Raw genomic sequence first — 22,465 nt, 5'->3', positions numbered from 1 at the left:
CCCGCGAAGTGACCGCAGGCCCTCGACAAGTACCGGGATGCCGGGCCAGGGCGGACCGCGGCGCGGGTGACTCAGCCAGGGCCGGCTCCTTTCGACAGCCGCTTCACCAGCTGCTCGAGGACCCGCGCCCGCGAGACATCGCCCGAGCGCTTGCGGGCGGCCAGGAACCGGGCCAGCAGCCGCTGCTGCTCCAGCACCGAATGCAGCTCGCGGCCCGAGAGCAGCACCTTGCCGATGACGTTGCCGTAGCCTTCGACCAGCTGCTCCAGCGAACCGGCCGGTGCCGCCCCCTTGCCGAAGAGCCAGCGGGTCAGCTCGCCATCGCCCTGGGCAAGGGCGTCCCAGGGCGACAGGCCCTGGGCGAAGCGGTCGGCGGCGGCGGTCTGCACCTGGGCGATCAGGTCCGCGCGCCCGTCGGCCGGCTCGCCCAGCAGGGCATCGAGCTGCAGGCGGTTGAGCACGGCGTAGCTGTCGGGCCCGCGGCCGGACCCCGTGGACTGCTCGGCGCGCAGGTAGGCATCGCGGGCGGCGCGCAGCTCGCCCTCGATCTGCGGCCAGCCCTGATCGGGCAGATCCAGCAGGATCTCGGCCTTGCGCTTGCGGGCGCTGCCCAACAGGGCGAGGCGCTCCGGGTTGCCGGGCGCGGAGGCTGCCACGGCGGTGGCCGGCGCCCCGGCAGGGTCCGCGCAGGCCATGGCCAGCAGCAGCTCCAGCCGGGCCACCGCGCGCTGCACCCGCGCCAGGGCGCCCGGCGCGTCGCCCGCACGCAGCAGTGCGCTGGCGCTGCGTGCCTCGAAGTTGGCCAGCTGCTCGACTGCGCGCAGCGGCACCTCGCCGCGCAGGGCCTGGGCCGCGATGGCGCGCTGCAGCAGCTCGCAGGCCGACTCGAAGCCGGCCTCGCCGTACTCCGCACAGAGCAGCCCCTGGGCATGCAGGACCTCGGGCCGCTCGGCCCAGGCCGGCGGCAGATCGGCCAGGCGCTGCCGGACCTGCGCCAGCCGGCGCTGCAGTTGCGCCGCCTCCTCGGCAGGCGTCCCGCTGCCGGCGTGGCGGCGGGCGTCCAGCCGGGCACCTTCGAGCCACTGCAGCAGCTCCTCGGGGGCGCGCAGCACGGCGGCGCTGCCCGTGCCGGACGCACCGGCACGCAGGCGGAACTGCGGATCGCCATAGGCCTGGTAGGCGCCCCAGGTGTTGCGCTGCGGGCACTCGTGGCGGGCCTGCCGGCGCGCGGACAGCACGGCGTCGGCAAAGGGGGCACCCGCGTCGGCCATCTGGGCGAAGAAGTGCGTGGAGAAGACCTGCGCCGCCACGTCGTCCACCGCCCAGCCGGCGGCCACCACGCAGCGCACACCCATCTCGATGAGCTCGCGCGCCAGGCTGTAGGCCAGCCGGTGGCTGGCACCGGCGCCGCTGCCGACCTTGCCGAGGTGGCAGCAGCTGAGGAAGACAACGTCGGGCACCCGCTCCATCAGGCCGATCTCGGCGGCCGAGAGCACCAGGCCGTCGGACAGCACCACGCCGCTGCGCCAGCTGCCGTCGGCCGCCCGCAGGCCGTGGATGCCGTGCGCGGCGATCACCAGCACGCGGTGGGCGCGCGAGAACAGCGCGGTGAACACCTCGGACGCGCGGGCATCGGGCGCCGTCTGCAGCACGTCGTAGCCGGCACGCTGCAGCGTCTGGGCGACCAGCTCGCCCTCGTCCTGGGCGCCGTCCAGCGACACCAGCCGATCCACCTGGCCGGGCGTCGGGCGCCAGTCCGGGCCGCCGAACTGGGCGTGGAAGCCGGCGGTGCTCGGGTTGGCGATCACGCAGGCGGTCAGCGGGTCGGAGCTGCGCGGTTCGCGGCGCACGCGCGCCGTCAGCAGCTGCCGGACCAGGCGGGTGCGCAGCGCGAGCGGCTCGCCGTCGGCCGCCAGCATCTCCCAGGGCAGGTTGGCGCTGGCCTCGTCGACCACCAGGATGAGGTTGTTGCCCTGGCGCAGGGTGGCCTTGAGCTCCAGCGGCAGCAGCAGCTGGAACAGGGTGTTGCCGATGCGGTGCTGGGCGTCGTCGGCCGTGGCATCCGGCCCGCTGACGGCCTGCGCCACCAGCTGCTCGACCAGCCCGGGCTGGCGCTGCTGGACCAACACCGGGGCGCCGGCACGCTCGCCCAGGTGGACAAACCGGAAGCGCTCGGCATACCGCAGCAGCGGCGGCAGGTCCAGCCCGGTCGGCAGCGGCAGGCGGGTGCGCAGGGCCTCGGCCTGCGCCGGGCTGCCGTACAGGGTCAGGATCTGGCGCAGGGCGTCGGGCGGGATCGAGTGGCGCAGGCGGATGTCGTAGCAGTCGCCGCCGCAGTCGGTCTCCTCCCGGTCGGCATCGCTGATCTGCAGGCGCGGCCAGTAGTCCGAGCCGGGCTGCAGGCTCAGGCGCTCGCGGGCGCTGTCGCTGGAGAGCAGCTCCTGCGCCACGTCCAGGCGGGCAGCCAGCGGGCGCAGCTCGTCGGCCAGGCTGTCGGGCAGCCGGGCGACGGCATGGGCGGCGGTGATGGCGGCGTCGCGGTACAGCTCGACCAGATCGAGCTCGCCCACCTGGACCGGGTCCGGGCGGCGGCGGCCCGCGCCCTCGGCTTGGCGCAGCCCGTCGGCGAACTCGGCGTTGGCACGCAGCACACCGAGCACCACGGCGCGGACCGATTCTTCGATGGTCAGCTGGGCGGCCGAATTCGCGCCGATCAGCAGGCTGGCCAGGCGCAGCGGGCGTGGGGTGGTGGCTGCGCCGGCGGCGGTGGCGGTGGCGCCCTGCGCCGCCTCCTCGACCGCCCGGTCGTCGGCGTGCATCAGGTAGCGCAGCACCCCGGCGCGCACCGCCTCGGCGACGCGCTCGGCCGACAGCCGGCCCATCTCGCCGAGGCCGACCACCAGGGCACCGCGCCCCAGCCCCTGGCGGACCTCGGCGGGGCTGCGCGGCATCAGCACCACCGCGGCCGAGCCGGCCTCGCCCGCATGGATGCCCAGCTGGGCGCGCCGGCGCAGGGCGCCGTCCACCAGGTCGCGGTCGATCAGCGACTCGGCTCCGGCGATCGGGTCGCCGCGGTAGTGGCCGCAGAGCACCGGCACCTGGGCGAAGCGCACGTCCATCGCACGCACGCGCACCTGCAGCCCCGGTCGCTCGCTGCGCGGCGGCAGGCGGGGCGCCGGCGTGGCGCCCAGCAGGCGCACGACCAGCTCGTCGCGGCCCGGGTAGGCCGGCGGCGGCACGCTGCCCCGCTCGGTCACCGCCTCGTCGTCGTCACCGGCACGCGAGACCGGCAGGCGGCCCAGGCGCAGGGGCGTGCCGTTCAGCAGCAGGGCCTCCACCTCGCCAAAGTAGAGCGGGCAGTTGGTCAACCCCACGTGGTCGACCGGCATGAACCAGCAGCGGTCCTCCGGCAGGCCCGGCAGGCGGCCGGAGGCCCAGGTGACCGCACCATCGCCCCGCGAGGTGTTCAGCACCAGCACGCCCGAGCTGCGCTGCAGCCGCAGGCCGCAGGGCGTCTGCGGTGCCTTGCCGAAGACGTAGGCCACCCGGTCCGGGTGGCGCTGCACCCAGGCGGTGTCGGCCAGCGCGCGCCAGCTCTCGCCCGCCCGCTTCAGCTGGGCGGAGGCGGGCAGGCCGCAGAGCTCGCGGCCGAACCAGAAGTCGTGGTGCACCGACTTGAGCTGCTGCCAGGTCGCCGGATCGTGGTAGTCCAGCCCGGGCCGGCCACTGCTGTCGATGAAGCCCGGCGCGGGCAGCAGGTCCAGTGCGCCGGGGAAGTCGGCCACGATGTCCAGCACCTCCTGCATGCTGTCGCGCAGGTCGGCGCGTGCCAGCAGGCGGATCATCAGCGAGCGGCCCAGCAGCGTCTCGACGAAGAGGTGCGAGCCGTGGTTGGGCGTGCCCAGCATCACCAGCCGGCCCCCGCTGGCCACCAGGTCGTCCCAGAGCGCCGGGTCGGCCAGGAAGGCCGCGCGCGTGAGCAGCCCGCCCATGCTGTGCACGAGCAGACGCAGCGGCCGCCCACCGTCCTGCTGCAGCATCGCGCGCAGCGTGGCGGCCAGCTGCTGGCCCAGCAGGCGCACCGGTTGGCGCCAGTCGTAGTCGAAGCGCGTCACCTCGTGGCTGGCGCTCAGGTGCTCGGCCAGCGCGCCGTAGGCCAGCTCGACCAGCCCGTCCGCACTGACCGGCCCGGGCGCGTTCATCGCGATGGGCGAGAGCCCGCCGAGCGCCAGGTCGGCCGGATCGAGCCAGATGCGGTCCCGCCGCGCCTGGAGGTGGCTGCCCATGATGCCGGGCACGATCACCAGCCGCGGCAGCGGCCCGTCCGCCCCGCGGTGGCGTGAGGGCGACGGGGCCTTCTCGCGCTCGGCCTCCAGTGCCCCCCAGGGCGCGGCGTCGGGCAGCGGGAGCGTCTCGGCGCACAGCCAGTGCTGCAGGGCTTGGGGCAGCGGCGTGCCGGCGCTGCGCGTCTCGTCGCTGAAGTAGCGGAAATGGTTGACGCTGCCACCCTGCACGAAGATCGCCCGCGTGCCGGGCCGATCGGCCAGGCCGCCGTACATCGAGGCGGTGTCGACCACCAGGTCGTGGGCCGCGCGCTCGAACAGCATCCAGTCGGTGAACATCACGCCGATGCGCATCAGCAGCCCGGCGTTCTGGCTTTCGACATCGCCGGCGATCACCGCCATCGCCACCTCGCTGCGGCGCTGCGCCCGGGCCAGCAGCATGCCCAGCGGCGCCTCGGGCAGCATGGCCTCGATGCCGGGCACCACCTGGGGCTGCAGGCGTTTGTCGGCGATCTCCAGCACCACGCGGGCAAGCAGCTCCAGCGAGCGCTCCGCCACCACCTTGGCCGCCTGGCCCGCCAGCGGCGTGGCCAGCGCGCCCGCCACAGCGCCCACACCCCAGGCGCCGACCTTGCGCACCACGGTGAGCAGGCCGGAGAGGAAGACGTCCAGGCTGTCCGACAGCAGCGCCGTGCCGCGCGCCGGGGCCGCCACGCGCACGTAGCGATTCACCTTCAGCCGCTTGTCGCGCAGCCGCGCGGCCAGGGCGCGCAGCTTGGCCTGCTCCTCGTCGGCCTGGGCCTCGCGGCGCTGGGCGCGCAGGGGGTCGCGCTGCTCGGCCTCGCGCTCGTCGGGCCGCGGGCTGCGGCGGTAGGCCGACACCAGCGCGTCGAAGCCGGCGCCGTCGGCCGTGGCGTCGGTGGCCAGGCAGAGCAGGTCGCCCACCAGCCCGCCGCGCGAGTGCGTCACCAGGCAGATCCGGGCGCCCGCGGGCAGCACATCGACCAGCGCCAGCGCGTTGTCGATCGGGCCCTCGGAAAAGGTGCGGTGCTCGAAGCCGAAGATCCGGCCGGCGAACTGGCGCTGCAGCAGCGGCCAGCTGGCACTGCCGGTGAGCTCGCCAAAGCCGCCCAGCGTGTGCGAGCCCGTGCCGTGGATGAACACCAGCGCCGACTGGCCCTGCACGAGCGGGGCCAGGCGTGGATCCTGGTCATCGCGGCAGCGCGTGGCCGCATCCAGCGGCCCGCCGTTCCAGGGATAGAGCCCCGGCTCGCCGGCCAGCTGCTCCTCGATGGCCGCCATCAGCGCCTTGGCGCCGCGCGTGGAGAGGCCGGCCACCGCCAGGTCCTCCACCCGCTCGCCCAGCAGGTCGGCGGCCTTTTCCAGCGCCAGGTCGGTGATGCGGTCGCGGTCCAGCACGAGGTGGCAGACCTGCTTCCAGACCCAGTCACCCAGCCCGCGGCTGGCCGCGTCCCGGGCGCCGAAGGCGGCAAAGTCGATGCTGCCATCGTCGCGGACCAGCTCGGGACGGGAGCGCTGCAGCTGCTCGGCCAGCGCATCGGCACGCATGAACACCGTGCTGCCGTCCGGGCCCTCCAGCGCCAGCAGGCGGCGGTCGGGCGGCAGCGCCTCGGTGGCGGCGGGCGCCTCGCCCCGGCTCGGCGCGGCCAACACCCAGCGCCTCACCACCCGCAGCGACGGCACCAGCGACTCGACACCGCCCTCATCGCCGGCAGAACCCGTGGCCCCACGCCGCCGGGTGCGCGCCAGCAGGGCGGGGACCTCGGCGTGTTCGCTGCTGGAGGCGACCGGCAGGTGCAAGGTCGGCAAGTTGGGCAAGGGCGCACGCACCGCGCCGGAGGCGGGCACCGACGCGGTGGCCGGGGTCGGCCCCGGGGTCGGATCTGGGGCGGGGACGGGTGTGCGGGCACGCATCGCGGTTCTCCTCGGCAGGAACCCGTGGTGGGCCGGTCAGGAGGGCCGCTGCCAGCCAGGGTGGCCCGACCGGGTCCCCTCCTCCCCGTCCACCGGGGCAGTCATCTTGCCCCTGCCGGCCCACGCCGCGCCCAGGCCAGGCCGGCCCAATGGTGACCAGATGAAACAACCAGCGCAGGTCGCGCGCAGGCGTCGCGGGCCCGGACAGCCCCCCCTTCAGCGCCGCCAGAACGTCGGCGTGAACAGCACCAGCACCGACAGCAGCTCCAGCCGGCCGAGCAGCATCGCGAAGGTGCAGACCCAGGTCTGGAAGTCGGTGAGGCCCTGGAAGTTGTTGGCCGGTCCGACCTGGCCCAGCCCGGGGCCGGTGTTGTTGATGCAGGCAATCGCCGCGGTGGACGCGGTGATCAGGTCCAGCCCGGAGAACAGCAGCAGCATCGTGACGACCACCATGACGCTGCCGTAGATCAGCATGAAGGCCTGCACCGAGGCCAGCACCTGGTTGGGCACCACCGCGCCGCCCAGGGTGACCGGCACCACCGCGCGCGGGTGCACGATGCGGGTCAGCTCGCGCTGCGCCTGCTTGTGCAGCAGCAGCGAGCGGATCAGCTTGATGCCCCCGCCGGTCGAGCCCGCGCAGGTCGCGAAGCTGCACAGGAACAGCATCGTCACCGGCGCAAAGATCGGCCACTGTGCATAGTCCACCGTCGCAAATCCGGTGGTGGTGGCAATCGAGACCACGTTGAACGCCGCGTGCCGCAGTGATTCCCAGAAGGTCGGGTACACGCCGTGCCAGCTCAGGAAGGCCGCGATCAGCAGCACCGAGCCGATCATCAGCGGGAAGTACACCCGCGCCTCCAGGTCCCGCCAGAGCACGAGCAGCGAGCGCTTCTTCCACACCAGGAAGTACAGCGAGAAGTTCACGCCCGCCAGCAGCATGAAGAACACCGCCACCGCCTCGATCAGCGGCGAGTTGAAGGCACCGAAGCTGGCGTCGTAGGCCGCGAAGCCGCCCAGCCCCATCGTGCTGCACATGTGCATGAAGGCGTCCGCCCAGCCCATGCCGGCCCAGTGGAAGGACAGGAAGCAGGCGGTGGCCACGGTGAAGTACACCGCCCACAGGCCGCGCGCGGTCTCGGCTATGCGCGGGGTGAGCTTCTGGTCCTTCATCGGGCCAGCGGTTTCCGACTTGAACAGCTGCGTGGCGCCCACGCCCATCAGCGGCAGGATGGCCACCACCAGCACGATGATGCCCATGCCGCCCACCAGCACCAGGAAGCAGCGCCAGACATTGACCGACAGCGGCAGCTTCTCCAGCCCCGTGAGCACCGTGGCGCCGGTGGTGGTGAGGCCGCTCATGGTCTCGAAGTAGGCGTCGGTGAAGCTCAGGTCGGGCATCGCCAGCAGCAGCGGCAGCGTGGCGAAGGCCGGCAGGATCAGCCAGGTCAGCGTCACCAGCAGGAAGCCGTCACGCGGCTGCAGCTCGCGGCGGAAGCGCCGCGTCGCCAGGCTCATCACCAGGCCGCAGCCGAAGGTGATCAGCGTGGCGGTGATGAAGGCGTCCTCGCCCCGGTCGTGGTCGAACCACGCGAAGCCCAGCGGCACCAGCATCAGCAGCGCGAACAGCGCGACCATGCGGCCGATCATCGCGATGACGGGAAGCAAGCCCATGGTGTGCCCTCCCCGGGCTCAGAACAGGAAGGTCGCGCTGACCTGGAAGAGCTTCTCCACCTGGCGCACCATCGACTTGTTGGGCACGAAGACGATCACATGGTCCTGCGTCTCCACCACCGTGTCGTGGTGGGGCACGATGACGCGCCGGTGCCCGGCGTTGTCGTCCACGCTGCGCACGATCGCGCCGATCTTGGCGCCGTTGGGCAGGCCGATCTCCTCGATGCGCCGCCCCACCACCTTGCAGGTCTTGCGGTCGCCGCGCACGATCAGCTCCAGCACCTCGGCGGCCCCGCGGCGCAGGCTGTGCACCGCCTCCACGTCGCCCTTGCGCACGTAGGCCAGCAACTCGCCGATCACCGCCTGCGAGGGCGAGATGGCGATGTCGATCTGGGTGCCCTGCACCAGGTCGGCGTAGGCCTGCCGGTTGATCAGCGCCAGCACGCGGCGCGCGCCCATGCGCTTGGCCAGCAGGCAGGCCATGATGTTGTCCTCCTCGTCGTCCGTGAGGGCTGCGAAGAGGTCCATGTCCTGCACGTTCTCGTCGCCCAGCAGGTCCTCGTCGGTGGCGTCGCCCTGCAGGACCAGCACGTCGTTGGGCAGCTGGGTGGCCAGGTACTGGCAGCGCGCCGGGTTCTGCTCGATCATCTTGAGCTGGTAGCTGGCGTGGGTCTGGCGGGCCAGGCGCAGCGCCACCTTGCCGCCGCCGGCGATCATCACCCGCTTGACCGGCCGGTCCATCCGGCGCAGGCCGCTGAGCACCGCACGGATGTGCTCGGTGGCGGCCAGCACGAAGACCTCGTCGCCAGCCTCGATGCGGGTGTTGCCGCTGAGCTCGTTCAGCGCCGCGTCCTGCCGGTAGATCGCCACGATGCGCATCTCGGCGTGCGGGACCAGCTTGGGGATCTCCGCCAGCGCATGCGCGACCAGCGGCCCGCCCTGCACGGCGCGCACCGCCACCATGCTGACCAGCCCGTCGGCAAACTCCAGCACCTGCAGCGCCTCGGGGTACTCGATGAGCTTGCGCACATAGGCCGTGACCGACTGCTCGGGGCAGATCAGCTGGTCCACCGCGAAGCCGCTGTCCTTGTTCAGCAGCGCCGAGTCCTGCTCGAACTCCGGCGAGCGGATGCGTGCGATCGTGGTCGGCACGTTGAACACGTCGTGCGCCACCTTGCAGGCCACCAGGTTGGTCTCGTCGGCCGGGGCGCAGGCGATCAGCATGTCCGCATCGTCGATGCCCGCCTCGCGCAGCACCGAGGGCTGGATGCCGTTGCCAATCACCCCGCGCAGGTCCAGCCGGTCCTGGAGCGCCCCGAGGCGCTGCGGATCGGTATCGACCACCGTGATGTCGTTGTGCTCCGACACCAGACTCTCCGCCACGCTTTCCCCAACGCGCCCAGCACCCAGGATGACGATTTTCATGGATTCATTATCGAATCCGCCCCTGGCGCTGGCCAGCAATCCGGTCGATCGGGCAGGCAGCGATGCTGCACCGCAACGCCGCCCGGGCATCGGCGGCACCCCCTTGGCCGACGGATCAGTCAGCCACGAGTCAGCAGAGGCGGGAATGCTGCGTTGCACCATGAATGCGCTGACCCCCAAGCTCAAGCTCGGCCTCGACGATCTGCTGGCGGACCTCTGGTATGCCCGCCGCAGTGGTGACCTGGGCCGCCTGGCGCTCGTGTCGTACTACGAGGTGCGGCGTTGGGCCAAGATGGCGGGGGATCCGACGCTGGTCGAGCACTCCTCGGTGTTGCTCATGGGCCACCCTCATCCCGACCGGGACAGCTTTCTGGCCGACGCCGACCGCCTCATCGGCGAGCTGGAAACGCTGCGCGAAGAAGTGACGGCGGCCGCGCCGCTGGCGCACTGAGCGCGGCGAGCCGTCAACCGCTCACCCCGTCGCGGGCTGGAGGGGCAGGCGGGCGCGCCGCCACCTGAGCCCCGGCGCAACACCGAGACCCGGGAGCGCTGCGCAGACTGCGGGTTTTCGATAGGCTCCAGGGTTTGGCCTGCCGACGGCCACCACCCGCCTCCTCAGTGACCCCCACCCAGCGCCACCGCCTCGCCCTCCTGCTGCTCTGGGTCACCCCGGTCATCTGGTCGTCCAACTACGTCATCGCCCGTGCCGCCAAGGGCGTGGTGCTGCCCCACGTGCTGGCGCTGGGCCGCTGGAGCCTGGCCCTGCTGCTGCTGATGCCCTGGGTGGGCCGCGAGCTGTGGGCGCGGCGCGCGCAGGTGCGTGCCGAGTGGCGCCAGAGCCTGGTGTTGGGCGCCACCGGCATGTGGATCTGCGGCGCCATCGTCTACCTGGGCGGGCAGAGCACCACCGCCACCAACATCGGCCTGATCTACGCCGCCGCACCGGTGGGCATCGCCATCGCCAGCCGGCACCTGATGCACGAGCACGCCAGCCGCGGGCAGCGCCTGGGCATGGGGCTGGCGCTGCTGGGCGTCATCTTCGTCGTGCTCAAGGGCGACTGGCACAACCTGCTGGCGGTGCGCTTCACCCCCGGCGACGGCTGGATCCTGCTGTGCATGCTCTCCTGGGTGGCCTACTCGGTGCTGCAGCAGCACTGGCGCAGCGCGCTGCCCGCCCAGCCCCGGCTGGCCTGCATCATGATCGGCGGCGTGGTGGTGCTGCTGCCCTTCACGCTGCTGGAGGTCTGGCTGGTCCCGCCGCTCCCGCTCACCGCCCACGCGCTGACGCTCATCGTGGCCGCCGCCATCCTGCCCGGCCTGCTCTCCTACGTCGCCTACGCCTTCCTGATCCGCGAACTCGGCGCCACCCGCTCCTCGCTGCTGCTCTACCTCGGCCCGCTCTACGGCTCCCTCAACGCCTGGTGGCTGCTCGGCGAGGTGCCGCAGTGGTACCACCTGGCGGGTGCAGCGCTGATCCTGCCGAGCATCTGGCTGGCGTCGAGAAAGGGGGGAGTCCCCGGCTCGGCCCGTCGGGGGTTGGGTGGCTGATTCCCGACGTTGCGCCGGGCGCTGCTTACCCCAGCGCCCGCCCGATCAGGATCTTCTGCACGTCACTCGTCCCCTCGTAGATCTGGCAGACCCGCACGTCGCGGTAGATACGCTCGACCGGGAAGTCGCTGACGTAGCCGTAGCCGCCGAAGGTCTGGATGGCGATCGAGCAGACTTTTTCGGCCATCTCGGTGGCGAAGAGCTTGGCCATGGCCGCTTCCTTCAGGCAGGGCAGGCCGGCGTCCTTCAGGGTGGCGGCGTGCCAGGTGAGCTGGCGGGCGGCTTCGATCTGCATCGCGGCTTCGGCCAGGCGGAACTGCACGGCCTGGTGGTTGAAGATGGGCTGGCCGAAGGCGATGCGGTCCTTGCTGTACTCCAGCGCCGCCTCGAAGGCCGCGCGCGCCATGCCGATGGCCTGGCTGGCGATGCCGATGCGCCCGCCTTCCAGGCCAGACAGCGCGATCTTCAGGCCCTGGCCTTCGTCGCCGATGCGGTAACGCGCCGGGATGCGGCAGTCCTCGAAGAGGATCTGCGCGGTGTCCGAGCTGTGCTGGCCCATCTTGTCTTCGAGGCGGGCGACGACGTAGCCGGGCGTTTTCGTCGGCACCAGGAAGGCGCTGATGCCTTTCTTGCCGGCGGCTTTGTCCGTGACGGCCATGACGATCGCCACGTCGCCGTGCTTGCCGCTGGTGATGAACTGCTTGACGCCGTTGAGCACGTAGTCGTCGCCATCGCCATCATTGACCCGTACGGCGGTGGTCTTGAGCCCGCTGGCCTCGGAGCCGACGTGCGGCTCGGTGAGGCAGAAGGCGCCGAGCAGGTCGCCACGCGCCAACGGTTTCAGGAACTCCTGCTTCTGTTCCTCGTTGGCGAAGGCCATCAGGATCGAGCAGACGGGGCAGTTGTTGACGCTCACCGGCGTGGAGGTGCCACCGTCGCCCGCGGCAATTTCTTCGAGGATGATGGACAACGCCAGGTAGTCCAGCCCCGCGCCGTCGTACTCGGCGGGCACCGCGACGCCGTAGCAGCCCAGGCCGGCCAGGCCTTTGAGCTCATCGGCGGGGAAGTGGTGCTCCTTGTCCCAGCGCGCGGCGTGCGGCGCGATGTGGTCCTGCACATAGGCGCGCACGGCGTCCTGCACGGCACGGTGGTCTTCACTGAGCAGCATGGCGGGGTCTCCAGAAGGGAAAGGGGCGGTGTGGCGTCAGGGCAGCTCACCAGGGGATGGGCGTGCCGTCGTGGTCGAAAAAGTGGCCGCTGTCGGTGGCGGCCAGCCCGGCGATGGTGCCGCGCAGCATGCGCGCGCTGGTCTCCACCGGCAGGTCGGCCTGCTCGCCGCCCATGTCGGTGCGCACCCAGCCGGGGTGCAGGGCGACGCAGATCGCACGGTCGATGAGCGCCAGCGAGAGGTCCTTGAGCACCGAGTTCAGCGCCGCCTTGGAGGCGCGGTAGAGCCAGCCGCTGTTGGCGGTGCGCGAGCCAATGGAGCCCATGCGCGAGGACATCACCGCCAGCCGGGCCTGCGGCGCGAGCGCATCGAGCAGCTGGGGCACGACGCGCATCGGCCCGAGCACGTTGGTGTGCATGACCTGGTCGAAGTCGGTATCGGTGGGCGTGTCCAGTGTGCGCAGCCTGGGGCCGTAGACGCCGGCGTTGATCACGACGGTGCTGAAGTGGCTGCCGTCCACCTGCCAGGCCAGGCCGGCGACGCTGGCGGCGGAGGTCACGTCCAGCTTCAGCGCCCGGGCGCCCAGCTCACGTAGGCGCTGCAGGCTGGCATCGTCGCGCGCGGTGGCGGTGACCAGGGCGCCGTCGGCGAGGTACTGGCGCACCAGTTCCAGGCCGATGCCGCGCGAGGCGCCGACGATGAGGACGTGGGGCGGGGACTTCATGGGCATGGTGCGTTCCTCCTCGTGATGCCGTCAGACGATCTGCCGCAGCGCTTCCACCAGCGCCGCGCACTCGGCGGGCGTGCCCACCGTGATGCGCAGGTGGTTGGCGATCCGCTCGGGCCGGGTGAAGTGCCGCACGATGATCGCGCGTTCGCGCAGCGCCTGCTGCAACGCCGCACCAGCGTGCGCCGGGTGGCGGGCAAAGACGAAATTGGCCTGCGAGGGCAGCACCTCGAAGCCCAGCGCAGCCAGCTCGGTCACCAGCAGCTCGCGCGAGCGGATCACCGCGCCGCGGGTCTGCTCGAACCAGGCCACGTCCTCGATGGCAGCCTGCGCGCCCACCAGCGCCAGGCGGTCCAGCGGGTAGGAATTGAAGCTGTCCTTGACCCGCACCAGCGCCTCGACCAGCTCGGCCTGCCCGGCGGCAAAGCCCACCCGCAGCCCGGCCAGCGAGCGCGACTTGGAGAGCGTGTGCACCACCAGCAGATTCGGGTGCGCAGCAATCAGCGGCAGGGCGGACTCGGCGCCGAAGTCCACGTAGGCCTCGTCGACCACCACGACGCAGTCGGGCAGGGCGGTGAGCAGGCGCTCGATCTCGCTGCGTGCGATGCCGCAGCCGGTGGGCGCATTCGGGTTCGGGAAGATCACCCCGCCCGCGTTCGAGGCCCGCGCCGCGGCGATCAGGTCATCGACGCGGATCTGGAAGCGCTCGTCCAGCGGCACCGTCAGCGGCGTGATGCCGTAGAGCCGGCAGTAAGTCGGGTAGAAGCTGTAGGTGATGTCCGGGTAGAGCAGCGGGCGCGGCGCGCCCTGCGCGTCGCGGTGGTTCAGCAGCGCCATGAAGGCGTGCGCCAGCACCTCGTCCGAGCCGTTGCCGACGAAGACCTGCTCGGGCGTCAGCCCGTGCGCCGCCGCGATCGACGCACGCAGCGCGCTGGCGCTGGGGTCCGGGTACAGGCGCAGGCGGGCGGCGTCGGCGCCCAGCTCGGCCTGGATCGCCGCCTGCACCGCCGGGCTGGGCGGGTAGGGGTTCTCGTTGGTGTTGAGCTTGACCAGGTGGGGCAGCTTGGGCTGCTCGCCCGGCACGTAGGGGCTCAGCTGGTGGACGAGGGGGCTCCAGAAACGGCTCATGCAGGCATTCGGCAAAGGGAAGATGCGACCAGTCTCTCAGGTTCTCAGGCCCTCACGCCGTCAAGCCCGCTCCGCCCAGGCCAGCCGGGCGGCAAGCCCGAGGAAGAGCAGGCCGGAGACGCCGTCGAGCGCACGCCGGACGCCCGCGCGCGGCTGCCAGCGACGCAGCGGCGCGACGGCCAGCACCAGCACGACCAGGAAGAGCGCGCTCTGCGCCACGAACCAGCCGCCCAGCGCCAGGAAGGCCAGCGTCTTGTGCGGCGCATCGGCGTCGATGAACTGCGGCAGCAGCGCCAGGAAGAAGATTGCCACCTTGGGGTTCAGCACGTTGGTCAGCAGACCCTGGCGGAAGGTGGCGGCCAGCGACGTGGGCACGGCAGCGGAGTTCGCCCGCGCAGCCGGAGCAGCCGGCCAGGCTGCGCTGCGCAGCATGCCCAGCGCCAGCCAGAGCAGGTAGGCCGCACCGGCCCACTTCACCACGTTGAAGGCCGCGGCCGAGGTGGCCATCAGCGCAGCCAGCCCGAAGGCCGCCCCCAGCGCATGCACCACGCAGCCGGCGCTGATGCCCGCGCCCGCCGCCAGCCCGCCGCGGATGCCCTGCTGCAGCGTGCGCGCGATGGTGAAGACGAGGTCCACCCCCGGCGTGGCGTTGAGCACCAGCACGGTGAAGGCGAACAGTGCCGGGTCACGAAAGCCAAGCAAGAAACTGCTCCGAAGATATGGACGACACGTGAAACGATCGAGTCATGCCGCCACGGATTGCTTCATTGGCCGCCGAGACCGCCGATAGACTGAACGCCGAACTCTTCCTGGACAGATGTGACTATTGCCTCCGCGCACGACGCGCCACCCGCACCGCGCTTCCGGCTGATGCGCCATTTTGCGCTGGTCAGTCTCGCTGGCGTCCTGGCGGTGGTCGCGAGCCTGCACTGGAGTTGGGGGGAACTGACGGCGTCCCAGTTGACCAGCCACGAGGGTCGTGCCAATGCGGACCTCACTCGCATCATCGTCAATACGGTGCTCGAACACCACGGCGACCTGCTGGATGGCACCCAGCAGCGATCCGTCGCCCAGTTGCGCAACGATCCCAGGCTGGCGCACCTGAGCGCGGACATCCGGAGGCTGGTGTCGGGTCTGCCCGTGTTGAAGGTGAAACTCTATGACCGCTTCGGCTGGACCCTGTACTCCACCGATGCCCGGCAGATCGGCGAAAATCGACGCGAAAATCCCGGTTTTCAGGCGGCACTGGCCGGTGAAGTGTTCAACCTGCAGTTGCATCGGGAGCACTTCGAGAGTCACGAAGGCGTGGTCAGCGATCGTGACCTGATTGCGTCTTACATCCCGATCCGCCGCGACGGTACGGACAACTCGGTGTCGGCGGTGGCGGAGGTGTACTCGGATGTCACCGACCTGCTGCAACGCCAGTCGCGTGCGCAATGGCAGGTGCTGGCAGTCGTGCTGGCGGTGCTGACGGGGCTCTATGCGTTCCTGCTGTGGGTGGTGTCCCGGGCCGACCGGGTCATTCGCGACCAGGCCAGCGAGCAGGAGCGGCACGAAGCCGCGATGCGCCACCAGGCCTTCCATGACATGCTGACCGGCCTGCCCAACCGAGCCGCATTCACGGCGTGGCTGTCCCGCCTGGTCGAGCGCACGCTGCATGAGGGGTCGGGATTTGCGCTGCTCTTCATCGACATAGACCGTTTCAAGGCCGTCAATGACCGCCTTGGCCACGAGGCGGGTGACCAATTGCTGCGGGAAGCAGCCGCACGGCTGCGCGGGGTGCTGAGATCCGAGGATCTGCTGTTTCGGATCGGGGGAGACGAGTTCACCGCGATCCTGCCCGTGGGCATCGGTCATGACGAACTCGACGGGCTGGCACATCGCATCACCGCCGCGATGGCGAAGCCCTTCGATCTCGGCAGCGAAGCCGCCATGATCGGTGCCACGGTGGGCATCGCCCGCTGTCCGCAGGACGGTGACGCCGCCGACGTGCTGCTGCGCCGCGCCGACGCGGCCATGTACCAAGCCAAGCTGGCCGGCCGCGGCCAGCATGCGTTCTTCCGCACCGACGCCCCGCTGGTTCAGCCCGACTGACACCATGACATGGGCGGCGGCACCGCGCATCAGCACAGTTCAAGCGCCAGCGCCGTCGCCTCGCCGCCACCGATGCACAGCGACGCCACGCCGCGCTTGCCGCCACGCTTCTTCAGCGCGCCCAGCAGCGTGACGACGATGCGCGCGCCGGAGGCGCCGATCGGGTGGCCCAGGGCGCAGGCGCCGCCGTGGATGTTGACGATCTCGTGCGGCAGGTTGAACTCGGTCATCGCGGCCATCGTGACGGCGGCAAAGGCCTCGTTGACCTCCCAGAGGTCCACGTCGGCGGCCTGCCAGCCGGCCTTGGCCAGCACCTTGCGGATCGACCCGGCCGGCGCGGTGGAGAACCAGGCCGGCTCCTGCGCGTGCACCGCGTGGCTGACGATGCGCGCCACCGGCGTCAGGCCGCGCGCGGCGGCGGTGGACTCGCGCATCAGCACCAGCGCGGCGGCGCCGTCGGAGATGCTGCTGGCGTTGGCGGCGGTGATGGTGCCGTCCTTCTTGAAGGCGGGCTTCAGGCCGGCGATCTTGTCCAGCTTGGCCTTGAAGGGCTGCTCGTCGAACTTGATGACGGTGTCGCCAGCCCGGCCCTTGATCGTCACGGGTGCCATTTCCCAGTCGAAGCTGCCGTCCTCGTTGGCGGCCTTGGCGCGGGTGGTGGAGGCGATCGCGTAGGCGTCCTGCGCCTCGCGGGTGAAGCCGAACTTCTCGACGCACTGCTCGGCGAAGACGCCCATGGCCTTGCCGCCACCATTCGGCAAACGTTCATAGGCGTCTTCCAGGCCGTCCATCGCCATGTGGTCGAAGAGCTGGGCGGCGCCGTACTTCACGCCCTTGCGCGCGAACATCAGGTGCGGCGCGTTGGTCATGCTCTCCATGCCGCCGGCCACCATCACATCGACGCTGCCGGCGGTGAGCATGTCGTGCGCGAACATCATCGCGCGCATGCCCGAGCCGCACATCTTGCTCAGCGTCACCGCGCCGGCCGAGGTTGGCAGCCCGGCCTTCAGCACCGCCTGGCGCGCCGGGGCCTGGCCCTGGCCGGCCATCAGGCAGTTGCCCATCAGCACCTCGTCGACGGCGTCACCCGGCACGCCGGCGCGCTCGACCGCGGCGCGGATCGCCACCGCCCCCAGTTCCCAGGCGGCGAGGTTGGCAAAGTCGCCCAGCAGGCCGCCGATGGGCGTGCGGGCGGCGGACACGATGACGATGGGATCGGACATGGCGGGCTCCTTGGGGTCAGGGAAAAGGGTGGGAGGGGCTCAGGGTGCGACGTCCTCGGCCGCACTCACGCCCACCGCAGCGGTGGCGCGGCGCTGCTGGCTGAAGCGCTTGTCCTGGTCGTAGGGGAAGACGTCGTGCACGTGGCCGGCACGGATGCGGGCCTGGTGCTGCTGCCAGAAGGCGGCGTCCAGCAGGTCGGCGTGGTGCTTCATGAACACCTCGCGCACCGCCGGATGGCCGAGCAGGAAGGGGCCGAAGGTCTCCGGGAACACGTCGCCGCGACGCACCGTGTACCAGATCTCGCCGGACATCTCCTCCTCCTCGTTGCGCGGTGCGGGCACGCGGCGGAAGTGGCAGTCGGTGACGTACTCGATCTCGTCGTAGTCGTAGAACACCACCTTGCCGTGGCGCATCACGCCGAAGTTCTTCCACAGCATGTCGCCCGGGAAGATGTTGGCCGCCACCAGGTCCTTGATCGCGTTGCCGTACTCCACCACCGCGTGCGCCAGTTGGGCCGGGCTGGCCTCCTGGATGAAGATGTTCAGCGGCACCATGCGGCGCTCGATGTAGACGTGCTTGAGGATCAGCGTGTCGCCGTGGTCCTCCAGCAGGCTGGGGCAGAAGTGCTCGATCTCCTTCAGCAGCTCGGCGCAGAAGCGCCCGCGCGGGAAGGCCACGTTGCTGAACTCCAGCGTGTCGGCCATGCGGCCGACCCGGTCGTGCTGCTTGACCAGCAGGTACTTGCCCTTGATCTGCTCGCGCGTGGTCTCCTTCTGGTGCGGGTAGAAGTCCTTGATCAGCTTGAAGACGAAGGGGTAGCTCGGCAGGTCGAACACCAGCATCACCATGCCCTTGATGCCCGGCGCGATGCGGAAGGCATCGCTGCTGTGGCGCAGGTGGAACTGGAAGTCGCGGAAGAACAGCGTCTTGCCCTGCTTCTGCAGCCCGAGTGCGCTGTAGATCTCGCTGCGCGGCTTGCGCGGCATCATCGTGCGCAGGAACTGCACGTAGGCCGAGGGCACCTCCATCTCGACGAGGAAGTAGGCCCGCGCGAAGCTGAACAGCATCTGCAGGTCGTCCTCGCCGAACAGGGCTGCGTCGATCACGAAGCGACCCGGGCCGGCGTGGGTGCGCCCACCTTCACTGTCGGCGGGGTCGTCGCCCTCGGCACCGCTGTCCGGGTAGCTGTGCAGGATCGGCAGCGCGAACGGCGTCTCGCGGTAGCCGTTGATGACCTTGCCCACCACGTAGGCGCCCTTGTTGCGGAAGAACAGCGAGGACAGCACCTGCAGCTGGAAGTTGGTGCGCCAGCGGTCCTGGGGGCGGCCCCCCTCCAGCTCGGCCAGCAGCGCGGCGTGCAGCTGGTCGACGTCGCGCTCGAAGTCCTCCCACTCGCCCTGCAGGTCGAAGTGCCGCAGCATCTGCGCCAGCGTCTCGCGCATCGTCTCGCGCGTGGGGTACCAGGCGCGGAAGGTGGGCTGGGCGGTGGGCTCGTCGTTCTCGATGTACTCCGTGCTCACCGCCGGGCGCACGAAGATGAAGTCGTTGTTGAAGTACTCGTGGTGCAGGATCTTGGTGGTGACCGAGTTGAAGAAGGTCTCCGCCAGTTCCGGCTGGTGGTGGTTGGTCAGCAGGCCGATGAAGTGCAGCTTCACCTGCTGCCACACCTCCATGCTCAGCGTGCCGGCCTTGAACTCCGCCTGCAGCCGCTCGGCCGCCTCGTCCACCCGCTTGTCGTAGAACTCGATGCGCTCGCGCTGCGCCAGCTGCTGGCCGTGCCAGTCGGCCCGCTCGAAGCGCTGCTTGGCCGCGGCACTGGTCGCACGGAACAGCCCGTAGTGGCGGTCAAACCCTTCGAGCAGCGCCACGGCCACCTCGAAGGCGCGGCGGTCGGTCAGTTGCCTGGGGAACATCGGGCGGACATCCGTGGCGGGCGGGCGGGGCTGGTGAGCGGGGCTGGTGAGCGGCGTCAGGCGCCCGGGCCGGCCGCTTCAGCCGTGCTGTTCAGGCGCGCCATCGCCAGCAGCGCACGCTGCGTCACCGCGCCCAGCGCCCGGGTGTAGGCCGGCTCGATCTCGTCGTGGCTGGTCACCGTCAGGCTCAGGTCCTCCAGCAGGCCGTTGTGCAGGCCGTAGACCCAGCCGTGCACCACCACCTCCTGGCCGCGCAGCCAGGCATCCTCCACCACCGTGGTGCGGCAGACGTTGCGCGCCTGCTCCAGCACGTTCAGCTCGCACAGCGTGTTCACGCGCAGGCTGGCGGGCAGCTGGTCCAGCAGCGTCTGGTGCCGGTTGCGCACCTCCTGCACGTGGCGCAGCCAGTTGTCGGCCAGGCCGACACGCACGTTGTTCAGCGCGCCGATGACGCCGCCGCAGTTCGAGTGGCCCACCACGATGATGTGGCGCACCTTCAGCATGTCCACCGCGTACTGGATCACCGACAGCGCGTTCAGGTCGGTGGGCACCACCACGTTGGCGATGTTGCGGTGCACGAACAGCTCACCCGGCAGCAGGTCCACCAGCTCATTGGCCGGCACCCGGCTGTCCGCGCAGCCGATCCACAGGTACTGCGGCGTCTGCTGCTTGAGCAGCTTGGTGAAGAAACCAGGCTCACGCGCCTCGACATGGTCAGCCCAGCGGCGGTTGCTGTCGAAGAGTTCAGTCAGTTCGGTGCTCATGCGGTCGATTGTGGCGCAGCCGTCCGTGACGGCATGCACACGCACCCCGCCGACAGGGCCGGACTTTGATTGACGTTGACGTAAACGTCAATAGAAATCCTGAACGTACATCAAGGGGAAGATGCACAATCAGGCACCCGATTCTGTACTTTTGGAGCACAGGCCATGCAAGCCGTCCCCGCCACCGAACTCAAGCGTCGCGGCTTGGCCGCTGTCGAGGACCTGCTCGGCAGCGGACCCGTTCATGTCATCAAGAACAGCCGGCCGGCCTGCGTGGTGGTCAGCGTGGCGGAATACCAGCGCCTGCTGGCCGCTGCGGCTCCCGCACCCGAGCCGCCGCGGGTGGACATCTGGACGCTGATGCTGCAGCAGCCCGCCAGCGACGGCCCACGCAGCCGCGAAGAGATCGATGCCGAGCTGGATGCGCAGCGATCGGATTGGGATCGCCCGCCAGCCGGGCGCTGATCGGGCCGCAGCGATGGACTACATCTTCCTGGATGCCTGCGCGCTGATCTACCAGGTCGAACGGGTAGCGCCCTGGGCCGCTCGGCTGGCTGGGCGCCTGGCTGAACTGCACCGGCAGTTTCCGCAGGCCCGCCTGGCCATCTCGGATCTGAGCCGAATGGAATGCCGCGTGCGGCCCCTGCGCGACGGCGACCGGGCCTTGCTGGCGGCCTATGACAGGCTGTTTGGCGCTGCCGCGCTGGAGGTCAGGCCGCTGACCCCTGCCGTGATCGACCTCGCCACCGCGATCCGCGCGCGCAGCGGTCTGCGCACACCAGATGCCCTGCAGGCTGCCAGTTGCCTCAGCCTGCCCGGGCCAGCGCTCTTCGTCACCGGCGACGCGGGGTTTCGCCGCGAAGCCGCCTTGACGGTGGAGCTGATCTGAGGAAGCGACTCCCCTGGCGGGCGGATCACCATCGAAGCGGCTGCGCTACCGATTCACCCCCGCCCCGCCTCCGCCAGCAGCGCGCGGCACTTCTCCTCGTGCTGGGCGATCTCCGCCAGCGTCACCTCGATGTCGTGGCGCTGCTGCTCCATCTGCTCGCGGTGGGTGCGCAGGATGCCCAGGAAGGCGGTGAGCTGGCCGGTGGTGTCGGCGGGGGACTCGTACATGTCCACCAGCTGCTTGATTTCCTGCAGGCTCAGGCCCAGGCGCTTGCCGCGCAGGGTGAGCTTGATGCGGGTGCGGTCGCGGTGGTCGTAGACGCGGTTACGGCCGTCGCGCGAGGGGGCGAGGATGCCCACGTCCTCGTAGAAGCGGATCGCGCGCGGGGTGATGTCGAACTCCTGGGCGAGTTCGGTGATGGTCCAGGTGCGGCCGTCACGCGGGGTGCCAGGGTCTGCGGGGTCTGCGGGAGAGGGGTTCTGCATGATCCGGGGCGCGTGGTTACACTGCCGTTGACGTAAACGTCAGTCTAACCATTCCGCCCCCGCTGTCGAGGCATGTCGCATGCTGCCGGCGTTGCGGGGCAGGGCACCCCGGAGACCGCATGGCCAACGCGCAGGAACACGAGCTTCACTATCCCCTGGGCGACGTGCTGCCCGAGACGGGCACGACGCTGGAGGTGGCGCCCGGTGTGCGCTGGCTGAGCATGAAGCTGCCCTTCGCGCTGGACCACATCAACCTCTGGCTGCTGCGCGACGAGCTGGACGGCCGCGCAGGCTGGACCATCGTGGACTGCGGCATCACTACCGAATCGACCCGCGAGGCCTGGGAGCAGGTCTTTGCCAGCGCCGAGCTGGAGGGGCTGCCGGTGCTGCGGGTGATCGTGACGCACATGCACCCGGACCACCTCGGCCTGGCGCATTGGCTGTGCGAGCGCTGGTCGACGCCCGAGCAGCCCTGCCGGCTGTGGATCAGCGCGACGGACTGGAACGCCGGGCGCATGGCCTCGCAGACCACCACCGGCTTTGGCGGCGATGCGGCGGCGGCCTTCTTCTGCGGCCACGGGCTGGTGGACCCGGAGGCGGTGGCGCGGGTGCGCTCGCGCAGCAACTACTACGCGACGATGGTGCCCCAGGTGCCGGCGCAGTTCCGCCGCCTGATGGACGGGCAGGCGCTGCGCATCGGCGTTCACGAGTGGCGCTGCTGGGCCGGCCACGGGCACTCGCCCGAGCACATCAGCCTGCACTGCGAGGCGCTGGGCCTGCTGATCTCGGGCGACATGGTGCTGCCGCGCATCTCGACCAACATCAGCGTGATCGACCTGGAACCCGAGGGCAATCCGCTGCCGCTGTACCTGGCCTCGCTGGAGCGGCTGCGCGCGCTGCCGGCGGGCACCTTCGTGCTGCCCTCGCACGGCAAGCCCTTCACCGGGCTGCACGCGCGCATCGACCAGCTGGTGGCGCACCACGACGAGCGCCTGGCCGAGGTGGTGGCGCTGTGCGCGCAGGCGCCGGCCTCGGCCGCCGACGTGCTGCCGGTGATGTTCAAGCGCGTGCTGGACCTGCACCAGACCACCTTCGCGATGGGCGAGGCGGTGGCGCACCTGAATGCGCTGTGGCTGGGCGGGCAGCTGCGGCGTGAGCGCGGCGCCGACGGTATCTGGCGCTTCGCGCCCGCCGCCTGACCTCAGCCGCCG

At 70.8% G+C, this 22,465-nt stretch carries 17 protein-coding genes; 6 read left to right on the top strand and 11 right to left on the bottom strand.

The annotated features are described in order from the left end of the window. Positions 1-71: 71 nt before the first annotated feature. The 3 genes from NGK70_RS02005 to trkA form a co-directional block, all read right to left on the bottom strand. Positions 72-6,218, bottom strand: coding sequence for a DUF7379 domain-containing protein (locus tag NGK70_RS02005; protein WP_251971717.1), 6,147 nt, complete (start codon positions 6,216-6,218; stop codon positions 72-74). A 216-nt stretch (positions 6,219-6,434) separates the two neighbouring features. After that, positions 6,435-7,889 (bottom strand): TrkH family potassium uptake protein, encoded by a 1,455-nt coding sequence (locus NGK70_RS02000; protein ID WP_251971716.1) that lies wholly within the window; start codon positions 7,887-7,889, stop codon positions 6,435-6,437. Positions 7,890-7,907: 18 nt separating this feature from the next. Continuing rightward, on the bottom strand, positions 7,908-9,314 hold the full coding sequence (gene trkA / locus NGK70_RS01995) for a Trk system potassium transporter TrkA (protein WP_251971715.1): 1,407 nt from the start codon (positions 9,312-9,314) through the stop codon (positions 7,908-7,910). Here trkA and NGK70_RS01990 point away from each other — a divergent pair. Both NGK70_RS01990 and NGK70_RS01985 read left to right on the top strand, forming a co-directional pair. Continuing rightward, positions 9,301-9,765, top strand: a complete 465-nt coding sequence (locus tag NGK70_RS01990) for a hypothetical protein (protein ID WP_251971714.1) — start codon at positions 9,301-9,303, stop codon at positions 9,763-9,765. The genes trkA and NGK70_RS01990 overlap by 14 nt on opposite strands. A 167-nt stretch (positions 9,766-9,932) precedes the next feature. Then, entirely contained in the window at positions 9,933-10,862 is a 930-nt protein-coding gene (locus tag NGK70_RS01985) for a DMT family transporter (RefSeq protein ID WP_251971713.1), read from the top strand. Positions 10,863-10,887: 25 nt separating this feature from the next. Here NGK70_RS01985 and NGK70_RS01980 read toward each other — a convergent pair whose 3' ends face one another. The 4 genes from NGK70_RS01980 to NGK70_RS01965 are packed head-to-tail and all read right to left on the bottom strand — an operon-like array spanning position 10,888 to position 14,587. After that, positions 10,888-12,030, bottom strand: coding sequence for an acyl-CoA dehydrogenase family protein (locus NGK70_RS01980; RefSeq protein ID WP_251971712.1), 1,143 nt, complete (start codon positions 12,028-12,030; stop codon positions 10,888-10,890). Positions 12,031-12,076: 46 nt separating this feature from the next. After that, complete coding sequence (locus tag NGK70_RS01975) at positions 12,077-12,754, bottom strand: SDR family oxidoreductase (protein WP_251973650.1); 678 nt, start codon at positions 12,752-12,754, stop codon at positions 12,077-12,079. 30 nt (positions 12,755-12,784) lie between these two features. Then, on the bottom strand, positions 12,785-13,885 hold the full coding sequence (hisC, locus tag NGK70_RS01970) for a histidinol-phosphate transaminase (RefSeq protein WP_251971711.1): 1,101 nt from the start codon (positions 13,883-13,885) through the stop codon (positions 12,785-12,787). Positions 13,886-13,945: 60 nt separating this feature from the next. Continuing rightward, entirely contained in the window at positions 13,946-14,587 is a 642-nt protein-coding gene (locus NGK70_RS01965; protein WP_251971710.1) for a LysE family translocator, read from the bottom strand. A gap of 117 nt (positions 14,588-14,704) precedes the next feature. Here NGK70_RS01965 and NGK70_RS01960 point away from each other — a divergent pair, with 117 nt between their 5' ends. Further along, positions 14,705-15,979, top strand: coding sequence for a GGDEF domain-containing protein (locus tag NGK70_RS01960; RefSeq protein WP_251971709.1), 1,275 nt, complete (start codon positions 14,705-14,707; stop codon positions 15,977-15,979). 29 nt (positions 15,980-16,008) lie between these two features. Here NGK70_RS01960 and NGK70_RS01955 read toward each other — a convergent pair whose 3' ends face one another. The 3 genes from NGK70_RS01955 to can are packed head-to-tail and all read right to left on the bottom strand — an operon-like array spanning position 16,009 to position 19,880. Then, positions 16,009-17,202: an acetyl-CoA C-acyltransferase gene (locus NGK70_RS01955; protein WP_251971708.1), complete on the bottom strand. Its 1,194-nt coding sequence runs from the start codon at positions 17,200-17,202 to the stop codon at positions 16,009-16,011. Positions 17,203-17,241: 39 nt separating this feature from the next. After that, positions 17,242-19,116, bottom strand: coding sequence for a bifunctional isocitrate dehydrogenase kinase/phosphatase (aceK, locus tag NGK70_RS01950; protein WP_251971707.1), 1,875 nt, complete (start codon positions 19,114-19,116; stop codon positions 17,242-17,244). Positions 19,117-19,172: 56 nt separating this feature from the next. After that, positions 19,173-19,880, bottom strand: coding sequence for a carbonate dehydratase (gene can / locus NGK70_RS01945; protein ID WP_251971706.1), 708 nt, complete (start codon positions 19,878-19,880; stop codon positions 19,173-19,175). A gap of 165 nt (positions 19,881-20,045) precedes the next feature. Here can and NGK70_RS01940 point away from each other — a divergent pair, with 165 nt between their 5' ends. Then, a complete protein-coding gene (locus tag NGK70_RS01940; RefSeq protein WP_251971705.1) occupies positions 20,046-20,345 on the top strand; it encodes a type II toxin-antitoxin system Phd/YefM family antitoxin in 300 nt (99 codons plus the stop codon). A 13-nt stretch (positions 20,346-20,358) separates the two neighbouring features. Next, positions 20,359-20,769, top strand: a complete 411-nt coding sequence (locus tag NGK70_RS01935) for a type II toxin-antitoxin system VapC family toxin (protein WP_251971704.1) — start codon at positions 20,359-20,361, stop codon at positions 20,767-20,769. Between the two features lie 53 nt (positions 20,770-20,822). Here the strand turns inward: NGK70_RS01935 and NGK70_RS01930 are convergent, their stop codons facing one another. Next, complete coding sequence (locus NGK70_RS01930) at positions 20,823-21,254, bottom strand: MerR family transcriptional regulator (protein WP_251971703.1); 432 nt, start codon at positions 21,252-21,254, stop codon at positions 20,823-20,825. 119 nt (positions 21,255-21,373) lie between these two features. Here NGK70_RS01930 and NGK70_RS01925 point away from each other — a divergent pair, with 119 nt between their 5' ends. Then, positions 21,374-22,453, top strand: a complete 1,080-nt coding sequence (locus NGK70_RS01925; RefSeq protein WP_251971702.1) for an MBL fold metallo-hydrolase — start codon at positions 21,374-21,376, stop codon at positions 22,451-22,453. The last annotated feature ends 12 nt before the right edge of the window (positions 22,454-22,465 follow it).

It is taken from the genome of Sphaerotilus microaerophilus (assembly GCF_023734135.1).
GTDB classification, from domain to species: domain Bacteria; phylum Pseudomonadota; class Gammaproteobacteria; order Burkholderiales; family Burkholderiaceae_C; genus Sphaerotilus; species Sphaerotilus microaerophilus.
This window is presented reverse-complemented; position numbering and strand designations above follow the sequence as displayed.

What these genes read in the sequence shown, in the direction of transcription:
- NGK70_RS02005 (WP_251971717.1), bottom strand. Translation starts at nt 6,218, where the DNA reads ATGCGTGCCCGCACACCCGTCCCCGCCCCAGATCCGACCCCGGGGCCG.
- NGK70_RS02000 (WP_251971716.1), bottom strand. Translation starts at nt 7,889, where the DNA reads ATGGGCTTGCTTCCCGTCATCGCGATGATCGGCCGCATGGTCGCGCTG.
- NGK70_RS01990 (WP_251971714.1), top strand. Translation starts at nt 9,301, where the DNA reads ATGACGATTTTCATGGATTCATTATCGAATCCGCCCCTGGCGCTGGCC.
- trkA (WP_251971715.1), bottom strand. Translation starts at nt 9,314, where the DNA reads ATGAAAATCGTCATCCTGGGTGCTGGGCGCGTTGGGGAAAGCGTGGCG.
- NGK70_RS01980 (WP_251971712.1), bottom strand. Translation starts at nt 12,030, where the DNA reads ATGCTGCTCAGTGAAGACCACCGTGCCGTGCAGGACGCCGTGCGCGCC.
- NGK70_RS01975 (WP_251973650.1), bottom strand. Translation starts at nt 12,754, where the DNA reads ATGAAGTCCCCGCCCCACGTCCTCATCGTCGGCGCCTCGCGCGGCATC.
- hisC (WP_251971711.1), bottom strand. Translation starts at nt 13,885, where the DNA reads ATGAGCCGTTTCTGGAGCCCCCTCGTCCACCAGCTGAGCCCCTACGTG.
- NGK70_RS01955 (WP_251971708.1), bottom strand. Translation starts at nt 17,202, where the DNA reads ATGTCCGATCCCATCGTCATCGTGTCCGCCGCCCGCACGCCCATCGGC.
- aceK (WP_251971707.1), bottom strand. Translation starts at nt 19,116, where the DNA reads ATGTTCCCCAGGCAACTGACCGACCGCCGCGCCTTCGAGGTGGCCGTG.
- can (WP_251971706.1), bottom strand. Translation starts at nt 19,880, where the DNA reads ATGAGCACCGAACTGACTGAACTCTTCGACAGCAACCGCCGCTGGGCT.
- NGK70_RS01940 (WP_251971705.1), top strand. Translation starts at nt 20,046, where the DNA reads ATGCAAGCCGTCCCCGCCACCGAACTCAAGCGTCGCGGCTTGGCCGCT.
- NGK70_RS01935 (WP_251971704.1), top strand. Translation starts at nt 20,359, where the DNA reads ATGGACTACATCTTCCTGGATGCCTGCGCGCTGATCTACCAGGTCGAA.
- NGK70_RS01930 (WP_251971703.1), bottom strand. Translation starts at nt 21,254, where the DNA reads ATGCAGAACCCCTCTCCCGCAGACCCCGCAGACCCTGGCACCCCGCGT.
- NGK70_RS01925 (WP_251971702.1), top strand. Translation starts at nt 21,374, where the DNA reads ATGGCCAACGCGCAGGAACACGAGCTTCACTATCCCCTGGGCGACGTG.